The organism is Microbacterium sp. GW823-FHT02G05 (genome assembly GCF_058797175.1).
On the sequence record NZ_JBXAJK010000001.1, the window covers coordinates 436999 to 453145 of the forward strand.

Annotated in this window: 15 protein-coding genes; 11 read left to right on the top strand and 4 right to left on the bottom strand. The window is 67.7% G+C overall.

The genetic code is table 11. The features are described 5' to 3' along the window. Positions 1 to 5 precede the first annotated feature (5 nt). Positions 6 to 743: a GTP pyrophosphokinase gene (locus tag AC1REM_RS02040; protein ID WP_492513084.1), complete on the bottom strand. Its 738-nt coding sequence runs from the start codon at positions 741 to 743 to the stop codon at positions 6 to 8. 54 nt (positions 744 to 797) lie between these two features. Continuing rightward, positions 798 to 1676, bottom strand: a complete 879-nt coding sequence (locus AC1REM_RS02045; RefSeq protein ID WP_492513085.1) for an intradiol ring-cleavage dioxygenase — start codon at positions 1674 to 1676, stop codon at positions 798 to 800. A 305-nt stretch (positions 1677 to 1981) separates the two neighbouring features. Between AC1REM_RS02045 and erm the strand changes: the two genes are divergently transcribed. Together erm and AC1REM_RS02055 are read left to right on the top strand one after the other, a co-directional pair. Continuing rightward, positions 1982 to 2743: a 23S ribosomal RNA methyltransferase Erm gene (erm, locus tag AC1REM_RS02050; protein WP_492513086.1), complete on the top strand. Its 762-nt coding sequence runs from the start codon at positions 1982 to 1984 to the stop codon at positions 2741 to 2743. 71 nt (positions 2744 to 2814) lie between these two features. Beyond that, positions 2815 to 4890 carry an APC family permease gene (locus AC1REM_RS02055; protein WP_492513087.1) on the top strand — a complete coding sequence of 692 codons (2076 nt, stop codon included), beginning with the start codon at positions 2815 to 2817 and terminating at the stop codon, positions 4888 to 4890. A gap of 49 nt (positions 4891 to 4939) precedes the next feature. On the opposite strand, the gene AC1REM_RS02060 is transcribed toward AC1REM_RS02055, so the two are convergent. Further along, positions 4940 to 5548: a hypothetical protein gene (locus tag AC1REM_RS02060; RefSeq protein WP_492513088.1), complete on the bottom strand. Its 609-nt coding sequence runs from the start codon at positions 5546 to 5548 to the stop codon at positions 4940 to 4942. Positions 5549 to 5696: 148 nt separating this feature from the next. Here AC1REM_RS02060 and AC1REM_RS02065 point away from each other — a divergent pair, with 148 nt between their 5' ends. From AC1REM_RS02065 to AC1REM_RS02095, 7 genes are read left to right on the top strand one after another with little or no spacing between them, the layout of a single operon-like run. Next, positions 5697 to 5837 (top strand): hypothetical protein, encoded by a 141-nt coding sequence (locus tag AC1REM_RS02065; RefSeq protein WP_492513089.1) that lies wholly within the window; start codon positions 5697 to 5699, stop codon positions 5835 to 5837. Beyond that, positions 5834 to 5923, top strand: coding sequence for a potassium-transporting ATPase subunit F (locus AC1REM_RS02070; protein ID WP_492513090.1), 90 nt, complete (start codon positions 5834 to 5836; stop codon positions 5921 to 5923). Before AC1REM_RS02065 ends, AC1REM_RS02070 begins: the two co-directional genes overlap by 4 nt. Next, entirely contained in the window at positions 5923 to 7602 is a 1680-nt protein-coding gene (kdpA, locus tag AC1REM_RS02075) for a potassium-transporting ATPase subunit KdpA (protein WP_492513091.1), read from the top strand. The genes AC1REM_RS02070 and kdpA overlap by 1 nt, the downstream gene beginning before the upstream one ends. A gap of 1 nt (position 7603) precedes the next feature. After that, positions 7604 to 9736, top strand: coding sequence for a potassium-transporting ATPase subunit KdpB (kdpB, locus tag AC1REM_RS02080; protein WP_492513092.1), 2133 nt, complete (start codon positions 7604 to 7606; stop codon positions 9734 to 9736). Positions 9737 to 9746: 10 nt separating this feature from the next. Further along, complete coding sequence (kdpC, locus tag AC1REM_RS02085) at positions 9747 to 10358, top strand: potassium-transporting ATPase subunit KdpC (RefSeq protein WP_492513093.1); 612 nt, start codon at positions 9747 to 9749, stop codon at positions 10356 to 10358. A gap of 14 nt (positions 10359 to 10372) precedes the next feature. Further along, complete coding sequence (locus AC1REM_RS02090) at positions 10373 to 12907, top strand: DUF4118 domain-containing protein (protein ID WP_492514465.1); 2535 nt, start codon at positions 10373 to 10375, stop codon at positions 12905 to 12907. Beyond that, positions 12904 to 13575, top strand: a complete 672-nt coding sequence (locus tag AC1REM_RS02095; RefSeq protein ID WP_492513094.1) for a response regulator — start codon at positions 12904 to 12906, stop codon at positions 13573 to 13575. The genes AC1REM_RS02090 and AC1REM_RS02095 overlap by 4 nt, the downstream gene beginning before the upstream one ends. Positions 13576 to 13815: 240 nt before the next feature. Here AC1REM_RS02095 and AC1REM_RS02100 read toward each other — a convergent pair whose 3' ends face one another. After that, positions 13816 to 14925 carry a fatty acid desaturase family protein gene (locus AC1REM_RS02100; protein ID WP_492513095.1) on the bottom strand — a complete coding sequence of 370 codons (1110 nt, stop codon included), beginning with the start codon at positions 14923 to 14925 and terminating at the stop codon, positions 13816 to 13818. Positions 14926 to 15099: 174 nt separating this feature from the next. Between AC1REM_RS02100 and cmtR the strand changes: the two genes are divergently transcribed. Continuing rightward, a complete protein-coding gene (gene cmtR, locus AC1REM_RS02105) occupies positions 15100 to 15459 on the top strand; it encodes a Cd(II)/Pb(II)-sensing metalloregulatory transcriptional regulator CmtR (RefSeq protein WP_492513096.1) in 360 nt (119 codons plus the stop codon). Then, positions 15456 to 16139 carry a cation diffusion facilitator family transporter gene (locus tag AC1REM_RS02110; RefSeq protein ID WP_492513097.1) on the top strand — a complete coding sequence of 228 codons (684 nt, stop codon included), beginning with the start codon at positions 15456 to 15458 and terminating at the stop codon, positions 16137 to 16139. Before cmtR ends, AC1REM_RS02110 begins: the two co-directional genes overlap by 4 nt. The last annotated feature ends 8 nt before the right edge of the window (positions 16140 to 16147 follow it).

Here is a 16147-nt window from a genome sequence, read left to right on the forward strand (position 1 = left end):
GGATGCTACGCGTTCATCACCCGCACGGTTGACGTCGGCGGCGGAGGCGGGGCGATCGCCCCGACGGTCGACGAACGCGCCTCGCGGTGCAGCTGCTCCATCCGCGAGTCGAGTTCCGTAGCCGCATCCGCCGCGGCCGTCAGGCTGTCGACGAGGTGCGCCGGAACCCGCTGCGAGAACTTGTAGTAGATCTTGTGCTCGAGGCTGGCCCAGAAGTCCATGGCGATCGTGCGGAACTGCACCTCGACCGGAACCACGAGCGCGCCGGTCGAGAGGTATACGGGCACCTCGACGATGGCGTGCAGGCTGCGGTAGCCGTTGTCCTTGGGCTGGGCGATGTAGTCCTTGACGATGCGCACCGTGACGTCGTCCTGCGCCGTGAGCAGGTCGAAGAGCCGGTAGACGTCGGCGACGAAACTGCAGGTGACCCGCACGCCGGCGATGTCGGTGATGTGCTCGCGGATCGACGCGAAGTCGGGTTCGACGCCGCGGCGGGCGACCTTCTCGACGATGCTGTCGGGAGTCTTCAGGCGGCTCTTGACGTGCTCGATCGGGTTGTAGTCGTGGTCGTGGGTGAACTCGTCTCGCAGGATGGAGATCTTCGTCTCGATCTCGCGCATCCCGAACTCGTATTCGCGCAGGAACCTCTGGAACTCGTCCCGCAGCTCGCGCGCTTCGCTGATCGCAGCTTCGGTGATGACGGAATCCGTGTTCGTGATGTCCGCGGGGGAGACGGTGGTCATGGACTCGACGTTACGCATTCGTGATCGGAATCGGCTGTGACTTTCGCGGGACCCTCAGACGCCGATCGTGAGTGCTGCGGTGTATCCGCTCGCAGCATCCCCCGACATCGAGGCGATCTGATGGATGCCGCCGTCGTCCCCGAACACGTTGTCGCTGGAGAGACTGACCTGCGCCACGTTTCGCACGCTGCTCTCATAGCCGCTCGTGGCGTAGACGGCGGCGTTCGCCTCTTCCGGGAGCGCGATCTGCGACGTCTTCACGATCGGACCCGTCGCCACCGCGGTCGCGACGTCGGAGTACACCTCGAAATGGATGTGCGGCCAGCGCCCCATGTAGCAGGCGGGATAGATCGACGTGAAACGCACTGTGCCCGTGGCGTCCGTCTCCTGCACCCCACGCAGATAGTTCTCGTTCTCGACCCCGCGCGAGTACAGCGAGTAGTTGCCGTCGCGGTCGCAGTGCCACAGGTAGACGCCCGCACCGACGACGGCACTGCCCGTCGCCGCATCGCGCACCGTCAACGCGATCTCCAGCGGAACACCCGGCGCGACAGTCGTCGATGCGCCGAAGCTGGAGCGAATGTCTCGACGGACGATGCCTGAGTCGTCCAAGACGTTCACGCCGTTCGAGCCGTCCGCGGGGTACGGGCCTCCCGTCTCGTCGGGAACCTCGGCCGTGGATGTCGCGGCCGCGTCGGGAGTGGCGGTCGGCGTCGCTCCGGCGCGGGGCGTTGCGGTCGTGGCGGTGGCCTGCGCGTCCGATACCGTCGGTGCGCAGGCGGCGAGCAGCGCCGTCGCCGTCAGCCCACCGAAGATGCCGAGCACGCGGCGACGGTCGATCAGCGTGCGCACGTCGTAGACGAGTCCGCGGTGGTCTTCGTCGATCTCCTCGCCCTGATCGTTCAGCCAGCGCGAGTCGGTGGGTGCGTTCATCGTGTCCTCCTCGGTAGGGCGTCAGTCGACCACGCGATCCTGCGCTTTTCCATTGCGGAGCACATGCGAATGCTATGAAAGTCGCCCTGGCGGACCACTGCTACCTTTGACGCGTGGGAACACTTTGCAACGCGCCCGTGACGGGGCGCTTCTTCACCTTCCGCGACCGCCGCGCCTGACGGCGCGCTCGCACTCGCTCGCATAAGCGCGCCGTCCTTCCGAGACGTCACTCGCACCTCGGACGGGCGCTTTCGCGTACCCACGCCGCCTCTCGAGGTGCTCCACATCATTCTTGGAGCGCACTCATGCCTCGTTCTCTGCACGGTGGCCGACACGAACTCGGCCAGAACTTCCTCACTCACTCCCCATCCATCCAGACCATCACCGCGCTCATCGCCGCAACCAACGGGCCCATCCTCGAGCTCGGTGCCGGCGACGGCGCACTCACACGGCCGCTGGCCGCACTCGGGCGACCCATGACCGCGATCGATATCGACGAGCACCGCGTGCGCCGACTCGCGCGCGCCCTGCCGCACGTCAGTGTGCTGCAAGCGGATGCGCTGCAGCATCCGCTCAGCACACCCACTGTCGTGGGCAACATCCCGTTTCACCTGACGACCCCGATCCTCCGTCGCCTGCTCAGCGATCCGCACTGGACGCGTGCGGTGCTCGTCACGCAGTGGGAAGTCGCAAGGAAACGAGCGGGCGTCGGCGGGCACACGATGATGACGGCGCAGAGCGCGCCCTGGTTCACGTTCGAACTGCACGGGAGGGTATCGCGCACGAGCTTTCGTCCTCAGCCCAGCGTCGACGGCGGCATCCTCGCGATCTCACGCCGCGACGCGCCACTCATTCCTCGCGCCGAGCGCCGCGCATACGAGACCTTCGTGCGCGCGGTCTTCTCCGGGCGAGGAGGCCGACTGGACCGCATCATCCAGGGAGCGACGCGCGTCAGCCTCGCCACCGCCCGCACCGCGCTGGCGCGGGCTTCCGTGCCCGCATCCGCTCTCCCCCGCGACCTCGATGCCCCGCAATGGACGACCCTCTGGCACGCGCTGCAGCGATGATGCGGTTGCCGCCGGAAGAGCCGCCAGAACTGTCCTCTCGCGCCCATTGCGCGGTGGCCGCACCAGGCGTAGTGTCACCGGTCGTGGCACACGACAGTCGCGAGAACGCAGACGCCCCTCCGCTCGCGAAACGCATCCTGCTGGGCGATCCGCTGACGTCGCACCAGGCCGACGAACAGCTCCTGCCCAAGCGCATGGCCCTGCCGATCTTCGCCTCCGACGCGCTGTCCTCTGTGGCCTACGCGCCGCAGGAGCTGCTGATGATCCTGATGATCGGCGGGCTCACGTTCCTGGCCTTCAGCCCGATGGTCGCGGCAGCCGTCGTCGTGCTGCTGATCGTCGTCGTGCTCAGCTACCGGCAGCTCATCAAGGCGTATCCCTCCGGCGGAGGAGACTACGAGGTCGCGTCGAAGAACCTCGGCGAGATTCCCGGCGTGATCGTCGCCTCCGCCCTTCTCGTCGACTATGTGCTCACGGTCGCCGTCTCGATCGCCTCGGGCGTGGACAACATCATCTCGGCGGTCCCCGAGCTCGACCCATGGCGCGTCGAGCTCGCGGTCGGCTTCGTCGTCCTGATCGTCATCGTGAACCTGCGGGGCGTGCGCGAAGCATCCCTCGTCTTCGCGATCCCCACGTACCTGTTCATCGGCTCGGTCGCGTTCATGATCGTGACAGGCATCGTGCGCACGCTGCTCGGCGATGCCCCGGTCGCCTCGAGCGCCGATTTCACGGTGCAGGCGGAGGATCTGAGCCAGGCGGCGGTGATCCTGCTGGTGCTGCGGGCGTTCTCCAGCGGATGCTCCGCTCTGACCGGCGTCGAGGCCGTGTCGAACGGCGTTCCGGCGTTCCGTGCGCCGAAGATCCGCAACGCGCAGGCGACCCTCACACTCATGGGCCTCATCGCGATCTGCCTCTTCGCGGGGCTCACCGCGGTCGCGCTCATCGCCGGCGTTCACTATGCGGAGAACCCCTGCGATCTGGTCGGCTTCGACTGCGCGAATCCACAGCCGAGCCTCATGGCGCAGGTCGCGGGTGCGACGTTCGGCCTGGGCAGCATCCCGTTCTATGTGATTCAGGCCGCGACGGCCTGCGTGCTGCTGCTCGCCGCCAACACCGCCTTCAACGGCTTCCCGCTTCTCGGGTCCGTGCTCGCGCGCGACGGCTACGCACCCAAGGCACTGAACACCCGCGGTGACCGCCTCGTGTTCTCCAACGGCATGATCCTGCTGGGCATCGGCGCGATCGTCGTGCTCGTCGTCTTCCAGGCGCGACTCACGACCCTGATCCAGCTGTACATCATCGGCGTCTTCGTATCGTTCTCGCTCGGCCAGATCGGGATGGTCCGGCATTGGAGGCGGATGCTCCGCAGCATCCGCTCTTCGGACGCGCACCCACCTGCGAAGGACCTGCGCGCGATCTACAACGGACTCGCGATCAACAGCGTCGGTGCGACGCTCACCGTGCTGGTGCTCATCATCGTGACGATCACCAAATTCACCCACGGTGCGTATCTCGTGTTTCTCGCGATCCCCGTTCTGGCGCTCCTCATGGTCGGCGTGAAGCGCTACTACCGCGATGTCGAACACGAGATCACGATCGACGACACGACACATTTCGGCTCGGCGGGCGATGTCGCGATCATCCTCGTCGGCCGCCTGCAGAAGCCGGTGATCAAGGCGATCGACTACGCCCTGGCTGCCCGCCACGAGAAGACGATCGCCCTCCACATCGCGCTCACCGCGGAGGACGGCGAGGAACTGCGCAAGGAGTGGGCGGCGCACAGGATTCCCGTGCCGCTCGTCATCGTCGATTCGCCGTACCGGACCTACGCGCAGCCCGTGGAGCACTTCATCCGGCAGTACCGCGAGCAGCACGGCTCCTCGGTCGTGACCGTCTACTTACCGCAGTACATCGTCGGTCACTGGTGGGAGTCGCTGCTGCACAACCGTCGGGCGCGACGCATCGCGAACCAGCTGATGCTCATCCACGGGGTGACGATCACGCTGGTGCCGTGGCTGCTCGACTCGTCGGAGCTCATCTACGGACGCCGATCGCGCCCGATCCCTGGCCAGGAGCGCGCCGGACGACCGGTCGTGACGGCGCAGGGCCGCCGTGCCCAGCGGCCCGCAGGCCCGCCCGACGCCTGAGGCGTCCACCCGCAGCAGACCACAGAACACTCCTGCCCGGGCGCGCGCGTCAGTGTGACCAGTAGGGTCGGGCGTTTTCCGCGAACTCTCGAATGCTGCTGCCGTCGATGACGACGCGCGTCTCGTCGATTCCGAGCGCCGGCCACTGCAGAACCAACTCGAGGGGCCCCGCCGGTGGCAGCGGCCACAGCCACAGGTGATCCGCAGAAGCATAGGTGCTTCCACCTCCTCCGCCTCCCCGCTCTCGGCGACTGAGCGAGTGCCCCTCGGGCTCGGCCATCGGATCAGCGCCGAAGAACCGATTCTCATCCGCGACCACTTTCTCACCGTCGGCGAGCACGACCCCGAATCGCAGCCGACCGGCGAGGTCAAGCGGTCCGCCGTATCGCATGTGCTCCATGAACGCCTCGCACAGCTCCTGCCACTCCGCCGCGGGAAGACCTCTGCGGCGCAGGCGTCGCTCTACTCGAAACAGCACGCCGTCGCGATGAACGGCGATCCCGTGGAGCGCGATCGCAACATGATCGGTGGCCGCGAGAAGCTCTGCGACGGGAAGCAGGGCAGGCAGTTCGTCCTCCGGAGCTTCCCACCACCTCGGCTGTGAGGATTCGGTCTCCTCGGGTTCAGGCATCTCTGGGTCAGGCGGAAAGAAGGTCATGCCGTCATCGAAGCATGCGCGCTTCAGGCTGCACAACGGCCGACGCCACGGCGTGCCTGTGAGCATCCCGCATGGTTCAGGACGGAGACCGTAGGGATTCCGTAAGGATCGCCGCGGCGCCCGGTGCGCAGGAGTTGTATCGAGTCTCGTGTTCGATCTCCTCTACATCGCGCTGACCCTCGCGCTCTTCGCTCTCGCCGGCCTTCTCGCAAAGGGGGTCGAGCAGATGCGCCCGCGCGCGCTCAGCGTCGACCCTCGCGACCGGACCACCGGGGAGGAGCGCGCATGATCGTCTTCGAGATCATCGCGGTAGCACTCGGACTCGCCGCCGTCGCCTATCTGGTCGTCGCCCTCGTCGCCCCGGAGAAGTTCTGATGGATGCCACGGTCTGGTTCGGCATCCTGCAGGCGGCCACGCTCGTCCTGGCACTCGTCCTTCTCTACCGCCCGCTCGGCGACTACATCGCGCGCGTCTACGCCTCGGGCCGTGACCTCGCGGTCGAACGAGGAATCTACCGGCTGATCGGCGTCGATGCCGGCACCGAGCAGACCTGGCGCGCGTATGCCCGCGGTGTGCTCGCGTTCTCGCTGGTCAGCGTGCTCGTCCTCTACGGTCTGCAGCGGCTCCAGGCGTTCCTGCCGCAGTCGCTCGGACTGCCGGCCGTTCCGGAGGGGCTCGCCTTCAACACGGCAGCGTCCTTCGTCGCCAACACCAACTGGCAGTCGTACTCCCCGGAACTCACGATGGGCTACCTCGTGCAGTTCGCGGGCCTCACGGTGCAGAACTTCGTGTCGGCCGCGGTCGGCATCGCCGTCGCGATCACGCTGATCCGCGGTCTCGCCCGTCGCGGCTCTGCGACGATCGGCAACTTCTGGGTCGACCTGACCCGTGGACTCGTCCGTCTGCTGCTTCCGATCGCCGCGATCGGAGCCCTCACCCTGCTCGCCGGCGGAGTGGTCCAGAACTTCGCTGGCTTCACCGACGTGCAGACGCTTACGGGGGCGACGCAGTCGATCCCCGGCGGCCCGGTCGCCTCGCAGGAGGCGATCAAGCTGCTCGGCACGAACGGAGGAGGGTTCTTCAACGCGAACTCCGCGCACCCGTTCGAGAACCCGAGCGCCTGGACCAACCTGGTCGAGATCCTGCTCATCCTGATGATCCCGTTCTCGCTGCCCCGCGCCTTCGGCCGCATGGTCGGCGACAACCGCCAGGGCTACGCGATCGTCGCCGTGATGGGAACGATCTTCCTCGTCTCGCTCTTCGCGCTCTCGGCATTGGAGCTGGCAGGTCGTGGCACGGCGCCTGAGCTAGCGGGAGCGGCCATGGAGGGCAAGGAGCAGCGCTTCGGCATTCTCGGTTCCGCGCTCTTCGGCACCGCGACCACCCTCACCTCCACGGGCGCGGTGAACTCGATGCACGACTCCTACACGGCGCTCGGCGGCATGATGCCGATGCTCAACATGATGCTCGGCGAGGTGGCACCGGGCGGTGTCGGCTCGGGCCTGTACGGGATGCTGGTGCTGGCGATCATCGCGGTGTTCGTCGGCGGGCTGCTCGTCGGCCGCACCCCCGAGTACCTCGGCAAGCGGATCGGCCCGCGCGAGATCAAGCTCGCGAGCCTGTACATCCTGGTCGTTCCGACGCTGATTCTGGCGGGCACGGCGCTGAGCTTCGCGATTCCCGGCGTCCGTGCCGATGTCGAGGCGACGAGCATCTGGAACCCGGGCGTGCACGGCATGAGCGAGGTGCTCTACGCCTTCACGTCCGCGGCGAACAACAACGGCTCGGCGTTCGCCGGTCTCACCGCTAACACCCCGTGGTTCAACACGGCACTGGGTGTCGCGATGCTGCTCGGACGCTTCCTGCCGATCGTGCTCGTCCTCGCTCTGGCTGGTTCGTTCGCCGCGCAGCAGCGCGTGCCCGAGACGACAGGCACCCTCCCCACTCACCGGCCGCAGTTCGTCGGCCTTCTCACCGCGGTGACGGTCATCGTCACCGCCCTCACCTACTTCCCGGTGCTCGCTCTGGGCCCGCTCGCAGAAGGACTCATCTGACATGACTCTGCTCACTGAGAACATTCCGGATGCCCCGGCATCCACTCCCCCCGCATCGACACCGCGCTCGTTCAGCGGCGCGCAGCTCGCGGCGGCGCTCCCCGGAGCGCTGCGCAAGCTCAACCCGGCCGCACTCGTGCGCAACCCCGTCATGCTGCTGGTGTGGGCGGGAGCGGCCCTGACGACCGTGCTCGCGATCGCCGAGCCGTTCCTCGGCGGCCCCGCCGAGTCAGGCGGGGCACCGGTTCCTGCCGCGTTCACATGGGGCATCGCCGCGTGGCTGTGGCTGACCGTGCTCTTTGCGAACCTCGCCGAGTCCGTCGCAGAGGGCCGCGGAAAGGCGCAGGCCGCGAGCCTGCGCAAGACCCGCACGAGCACGATGGCTCGTCGCGTGGTCGGCTATGACACCGCGGATGCTGCCGCCACACGCACCGAGATCGAAGAGGTCTCCTCGGCCGACCTGCGCCTCGGTGACGTCGTCGTCGTGACCGCAGGAGACCTGATCCCCGGCGACGGCGACATCGTCGCCGGCATCGCGACGGTCGATGAGTCGGCGATCACGGGCGAGAGCGCCCCCGTGATCCGCGAATCGGGCGGAGACCGCAGCGCTGTCACCGGCGGCACGCGCGTGCTGTCGGACCGGATCGTCGTGCGTATCACGTCGAAGCCCGGCGAGACCTTCGTCGATCGCATGATCGCCCTGGTTGAGGGGGCGAGCCGTCAGCGCACGCCGAACGAGATCGCGCTGAACATCCTGCTCGCAAGCCTGTCGATCATCTTCGTGGTCGTCGTGCTCGCCCTCAATCCGATCGCCTCGTATGCCGCCTCGCCAGTGAGCATCCCCGTGCTGATCGCCCTTCTCGTCTGCCTGATCCCGACCACGATCGGCGCCCTGCTCTCCGCGATCGGCATCGCCGGCATGGACCGTCTCGTGCAGCGCAACGTGCTCGCGATGTCGGGACGCGCAGTCGAGGCTGCCGGCGACGTGACGACCCTGCTGCTCGACAAGACCGGCACGATCACGTACGGAAACCGGCGTGCGCACGAGGTGCTCCCCCTCACGGGCGTCGGCGCCGGAGAACTCCTGCGCATCGCCGCTCTCTCCTCACTCGCCGACCCCACACCCGAGGGCGCGTCGATCGTCGAGCTGGCGACGACCCGGGGCATCCTCGTCACCGAGCCCGAGCGCGCTGTCGTCGTGCCGTTCACGGCACAGACTCGCATGAGCGGTCTCGACCTCATCGACGGCACGGAGATCCGAAAGGGTGCCGGTTCTGCCGTCGCCGCATGGCTCGGAGTGACCGCTGAGGGCGAGCTCGCCGCTCTCACCGACCGCATCGCCGAGAGTGGCGGAACCCCGCTCGTCGTGGCTGTGCGCACCCCCGAGGACGGCGGCCGTGTGCTCGGCGTCGTGCACCTGAAGGACATCGTGAAGGACGGCCTGCGCGAGCGCTTCGATGAGCTGCGCAGCATGGGCATCCGCACCGTCATGATCACAGGCGACAACCCGCTGACGGCCGCCGCGATCGCGAAGGAGGCGGGAGTCGACGACTTCCTCGCCGAAGCCACCCCGGAAGACAAGCTCGCGCTGATCCGCCGCGAGCAGGAGGGCGGTCGACTCGTCGCGATGACCGGTGACGGCACCAATGACGCACCCGCGCTTGCGCAGGCCGACGTGGGCGTCGCGATGAACACGGGCACGTCTGCCGCGAAAGAGGCCGGCAACATGGTCGACCTCGACTCCGACCCGACCAAGCTCATCGACATCGTGCGCATTGGAAAACAGCTGCTCATCACCCGCGGCGCGCTCACGACGTTCTCGCTCGCGAATGACATCGCGAAGTACTTCGCGATCATCCCGGCGATGTTCATGGGGGTCTTCCCCGGGCTGGCGGCGTTGAACATCATGCAGCTGCACTCCTCCGCCTCCGCGGTGACGAGCGCGATCATCTTCAACGCGATCGTGATCGTCTTCCTCATCCCGCTCGCTCTGCGCGGTGTGAAGTACCGTCCGGCGAGCGCCTCGCAGATCCTGCAGCGCAACCTGCTCGTCTACGGTCTGGGCGGCGTCATCGCCCCGTTCGTAGGCATCAAGCTCATCGACCTCGTCGTCAGCCTCATCCCGGGCTTCTGAAAGGCACCTCATGTCCACGCTTCGCACTTCCACCCGTACCGCCGGGGTCGCCCTGCGCGCGGTCCTCGTCTTCACCGCCATCTGCGGCGTCGCGTACACGCTCGTCATCACCGGCATCGGACAGGTCGTGATGCCTGCGCAGGCGAACGGCTCGGCCCTCACCGACGCACAGGGCGAACCGGTCGGCAGCGCGCTGATCGGCCAGTCATTCACAGACGCCGATGGCGACGCCATGCCCGAGTACTTCCAGCCGCGCCCCTCCGCCGCCGGCGACGGGTACGACGGCGGCGCGTCGAGCGGCAGCAACTACGGGCCCGAGAACGCCGACCTCATTGCGTCGATCACCGAGCGCAAGGCCGCGATCTCCGCTCGGGATGGCGTCTCCGAAGACGCCATCCCGGCGGATGCGGTGACGGCATCCGCATCCGGCCTGGACCCGCACATCAGCGTCGCCTACGCGCTGCTGCAGGTGCCCCGCGTCGCCGCCGAACGCGGCATCGATCCGGCGGACCTGCGCGGTTTCGTGGAGTCTAAGATTCAAGGGCGAGACCTGGGGATCCTGGGCGAAGAGCGCATCAACGTGCTCGAGCTGAACCTCGCACTCGACCAGCAGGAGGACTGATGCCCGGGGAGCGGATGCCACGACGCGGCCGCCTGCGCGTGCTGCTGGGCGCCGCTCCCGGTGTCGGCAAGACCTTCGAGATGCTCGGTGAGGGGCGCCGGCTGCGCGAGGAAGGTCGCGACGTGGTGATCGCGATCGTGGAGACGCATGAGCGCGCCGCGACCCTCGCGCAGACCGCCGGCCTCGAGCAGGTTCCCCGTCGGCGCGACCGGCATCGAGATGTCGAGCTGACCGAGCTCGACCTCGACGCGGTACTCGCCCGCGCGCCCGAGATCGCCCTGGTCGACGAACTCGCGCACACCAACGCACCAGGCTCACGCAACCCCAAACGCTGGCAGGACGTCGAGGAGCTGCTCGCGGCCGGCATCGACGTGATCACCACCGTCAACGTGCAGCACATCGACTCACTCAACGCCGTGGTCGAGAAGATCACGGGCATCGAGCAGCAGGAGACGGTTCCGGATGCGGTCGTGCGTGCCGCCGACGAGATCGAAGTCGTCGACCTCGCCCCGCAGTCACTGCGCGACCGGCTCACGGCGGGACTCGTCTACCCGGCGGAGCGGATCGACGCCGCGCTGTCGAACTACTTCCGTCTCGGCAACCTCACCGCGCTGCGGGAGCTCGCCTTGCTGTGGCTGGCCGACGAGGTCGACAGCGCCCTACGCAGCTACCGGGCCGAGCAGGGGATCGAAGGCACCTGGCAGGCGCGCGAACGCGTTGTCGTGACGCTCACCGGTGGCCCGGAGGGCGAGACGCTGATCCGCCGCGGCGCGCGCATCGCCGCGCGCTCGGCGGGCGGCGAACTGCTCGCGGTGCACGTGACCGCACAGGACGGCCTGCGCACCGCCGCGCCCGGAGCACTGAGCGCCCAGCGCGCGCTCGTCGAATCCCTCGGCGGTAGCTACCACCAGATCGTCGGCGATGAGATCCCGCAGACGCTCGTCGAGTTCGCCCAGTCGGTCGACGCGACGCAGCTGGTGATCGGCGTGAGCCGGCGCGGACGCCTGGCCTCGGCGCTCACCGGACCAGGGATCGGCGCCGAGATCATCCGCCTCTCCGGCGACATCGACGTGCACATCGTCACGCATGCCGCGGCAGGGCGCCGCGGGGCGCTGCCGCGCATCACCGGCGGCGCACTCGGCTGGAGGCGGCAGGTGCTCGGTTTCGTCGTCGCCCTGACCTGCGGCCCGCTGTTGTCCTGGCTGCTGTACTCGATGCGCTCTCCGGAATCGATCACCTCCGACGTGCTCGCGTACCAGCTGCTCGTCGTCGTGGTCGCGCTGATCGGCGGCATCCGCCCGGCGCTCTTCGCCGCCGTGCTCTCGGGGCTGACTCTCGACTTCCTCTTCGTAGCTCCCTTGTTCACCGTCACGATCGCGCATCCGCTGCATGCGATCGCGCTGTCGCTGTATGTCATCATCGCGGTGCTGGTGAGCCTGATCGTCGACCAGGCTGCGCGGCGCGCGCGGGCGGCGAAGCGAGCATCCGCCGAGGCAGAGCTTCTCGCCGCCGTCGCGGGCAACGTGCTGCGCGGCGACAACGCGCTGCTCGCGCTCGTCACCCGCACCCGCGAGGCGTTCGGCCTCGCCGGCGTTCGCCTGCTGTCACCCGCGGGCGAGGTCATCGCGATCGACGGCGAACCGGTGCAGGGGCGGCCGGCGGTCACGATTCCGGTGGGTCCGGATGCGGCACCGGCTGCACTGCTCGAACTGCACGGCAGCGAACTGGACGCCCCCGAGAGACGGCTGCTCGACACGATCGTCGCCCAGATCGCCGCGGCGATCGAGCACACCGATCTGCGCACGGCCGCACGCGAGGCCGAATCCCTGGCCGAAACAGATCAGGTGCGCACCGCGCTGCTCTCGGCGCTCAGCCACGACCTGCGCCGGCCCCTCGCCTCGGCGGTCGCCGCGATCGGCGGTCTGCGCACCGCAGGCACTCTGTCGAGCGCTGATCGTGACGAGCTTCTCGCCACGGCCGATGAGAGCCTGGCCTCTCTCTCGGCGCTGCTCACCGACCTGCTCGATGTGAGCCGGGTGCAGGCCGGGGTGCTCGCTGTCTCTCTGACCCCGACGGACGCGGATGACGTGGTTCTCGCAGCCCTCGATGAACTCGAGCTCGGCCCCTCGGATGTCGAGCTCGCCCTCGATCCCGCGCTTCCGGCACTGCAGGCTGACCCCGTGCTGCTGCGACGAGTCGTCGTGAACGTCCTCGCCAACGCCGTGCGGCACGCTCCCGCCGACGTGCCCGTGATCGTCTCGACCAGCCGTCTCGGCGAGCGCGCCGAGATCCGCATCGTCGACCGGGGTGCGGGGGTGGCCGTCGACCGCCAGGATGCGATCTTCCACCCCTTCCAGCGGCTCGGAGACACCGACAACTCCACCGGCCTCGGGCTCGGGCTCGCTCTCTCGCGCGGATTCACCGAGGGTATGGGCGGCACGCTGACCCCCGAAGACACCCCCGGCGGCGGACTCACGATGGTGATCGCCCTGCCGGTCACCACCGCCGCGAATGCCGGCGACAACACGGCTGATGAGAGGCACGTATGAGACTCCTCATCGCCGACGACGACCCGCAAATGGTGCGCGCCCTGCGCATCACCCTCGCCGCACACGGATACGAGGTCATCGCCGCCCCGGATGGCGCTGCCGCGATCACGATGGCCGCGCAGAAGCATCCCGACCTCATCCTGCTCGACCTCGGGATGCCGAAGCTCGACGGCATCGCCGTCATCCAGGCGCTGCGCGGCTGGACGAGCGTGCCGATCATCGTCGTGTCCGGCCGCACAGGCTCCGCCGACAAGGTGCAGGCGCTCGACGCGGGAGCGGATGACTTCGTCACCAAACCGTTCCAGATCGACGAACTCCTCGCCCGGCTGCGGGCGCTCTCGCGCAGGATCGTGCCCGAGGCATCCGAATCCAGCGTCGCCTTCGGCGACGTCGTCGTCGATCTCGCTGCGCGCGCCGTGACCCGCACCGGCGCCCGAGTGCACCTCACACCGACCGAGTGGCAGATGCTCGAGCATCTGTGCCGTCACCCGGGCGCGCTCGTGACCCGTCAGGAGCTGCTGAAGGAGATCTGGGGCAGCGAGCAGGTCTCAGACTCGGGCTACCTGCGGCTGTACATGTCGCAGCTGCGTAAGAAGCTCGAGGCCGTGCCCTCCGAGCCGGTGCATCTGCTCACCGAGCAGGGCATGGGCTATCGGCTCGTTCTCTGACCCGCGAGGGCGCGCACAGCGCGTTGCACGTTGTGGCGCACAGCGTGCAACGCACCCCACCCGGTAGGGCCGACAGCGTCAGACTGCCCGCAGGCGTGGCCGCTTTTAGCCGAGTGGTCCCAAAGACTCGGCAGAGCCCGAGGGTCGGGGCCGTGTTTCTGGGACCACCCGGCGTGACGCCCTGACGGGGCCGGGTACCCGGTCGCTGAGCGCAGAAGCGAAGCGACCGAGACAGAGCGACTAGGCGCGGCGCAGCTGCTGCGCGGCCGGGCAGTCGAAGGGGTCAGCCCCGGCCGCGAGTCCGACCCGGTTGAGGTAGTCGATCACGATCGCGTACGAGCGGAAGATCGTGGTCTCCGTGTAGGGGACGTTGTTCGCCTCGCAGTAGTCCTTGACGATCCTGCGCGCACGCGAAAGGTGGAAGCGCGACATGTTCGGGAACAGGTGGTGCTCGACCTGGTAGTTCAAGCCGCCCATGAACCAGGTGGCCCACCAGCCGCCGGACACGTTGCGTGAGGTGCGCACCTGCTTGCTGAAGAAGTCGAGGCGCGCATCAGGGGCGATGATCGGCATGCCCTTGTGGTTGGGAGCGAACGAGGCTCCCATGTACACGCCGAAGACAGCGAGCTGCACACCGATGAAAGCGAACGCCATGCCCACCGGCAGGAGGAGGAAGATCGGAGTGAGAACGACCGCGAAGCGCGCGGCGATCAACGCGAGTTCGGTCCAGCGCCCCTTGATCGGCTTCCGCGAGAACAGGTGCTTGAGCCCGAGGTAGTGCAGGTTGACCCCTTCGAGCGTGAGCAGCGGGAAGAACAGCCAGCCCTGTCGACGGGTGATCATCCGGATGATGCCGCGGGACTTTGCCGCATCCTCATCCAGGAAGGAGATCGTGTCGACCTCGATGTCGGGGTCGCTGCCCACCTTGTTCGGGTTGCCGTGGTGGCGCGTGTGCTTCGAGTCCCACCAGGCGTAGCTGATGCCCACGACACCCGCGGCCAGAATGCGGGCGAGGCGGAAGTTCGCCGGCCCCGTCGACAGAATCTGACGGTGGGCAGCCTCGTGTGCGAGAAAGGCGACCTGGGTGAACAGGATCCCGAGAGCTGCGGCCATCAGCAGCTGGAGCCAGCTGTCGCCGAGGAGGATCATCCCGGTGATCACACCAGCGAACCCCAACGCGATCCCGGTGGCGACGAGACTGTAGAAGACTGGCGTGCGACGAAGAAGTCCCAGTTCGCGAACGACATTGGACACGTCTTTGTATGCGCGCGCCATAGGCGGGAACTCCGCAGTTCCGGCATACGTCTGGCGAACTGCTCCGAGGCTCGGAGCGAGAGTAGAAGTCGACATTGCGACACCTGTTTCGATCGGGAGACCTAAAGGCCTGGACGAAGCCAAGGGCGGGTGCCGATCGCTGCTGTCAGCCTACGGCGCGCCGTATACGCGTCGCGGTATGTATCCACAGGTGCACATCTGCGGCGAACCCGGATTCAGATGCGTCAGCAATCGCTGTATAGTCAGCATATGCTGACCATTGCCTCGCGCCTCGACGTCATGAATCGCCTCGGCCGGGCGATGGCAGACCCGACCCGTTCCCGAATCTTGATGATGCTCCTGGACGGCGCAAGCTATCCCGCCGTCCTGTCGCGCACACTCGAGCTGACCCGCTCGAATGTCTCCAACCATCTGTCCTGTTTGCGCGACTGTGGCATCGTCGTCGCCGAGCCGGAAGGTCGACAGACCCGCTACGAGATCGCCGACCCGCACCTCACTGCGGCCCTCACCGCTCTCGTGGACGTGACGCTGGCGGTCGATGAGAGTGCACCGTGCGTCAATCCTGCGTGCGCCGTCCCAGGATGCTGCGAAGCGGGAGCTGCGCGATGACGCTCGCGACGCTGACGCCCACACGTCGCGACGTGCTGCGGCGGCGCATCCGCATCGTCGTCGCGATCACCATCACCTGGAACGTCATAGAAGCCGTGCTCGCCCTCGTCGCGGGAGGTATTGCCTCCTCCGCAGCCCTCATCGGCTTCGGTCTCGACTCCATCGTCGAAGTGCTCTCCGCCGCAGCCGTCGCGTGGCAGTTCTCCTCGCCCGATCACCAGAAGCGCGAAAAGGTCGCGCTTCGGGTCATCGCGGTGTCGTTCTTCGCTCTCGCCGCGTACGTCAGCGTCGACGCTGTGTTCTCTCTCCTGGGCGTGCGCGAACCTGAGCACTCTCCGGTCGGCATCGCGATCGCGGCACTCAGCCTGATCGTGATGCCGTTCCTCAGCTGGTTCGAGCGCCGCACCGGCCGCGAACTGGGCTCGGCATCCGCGATCGCCGACTCGAAGCAGACGTTGATCTGCACCTACCTCTCGGCGGCGCTGCTGGTCGGACTGCTGCTGAACAGCCTGCTCGGCTGGGCATGGGCCGACGCGGTTGCGGCGCTCGTGATCGCGGCCTTCGCGCTCCGCGAGGGGGTCGAAGCGTGGAAGGGTGACGCGTGCTGCGCAGTCCCTGTCGCGGCGCTCACGGGAGAGCAAGACCCTCAGCGATGCACAGACGCGTGCTGTGCGCACTGACGCCCGAG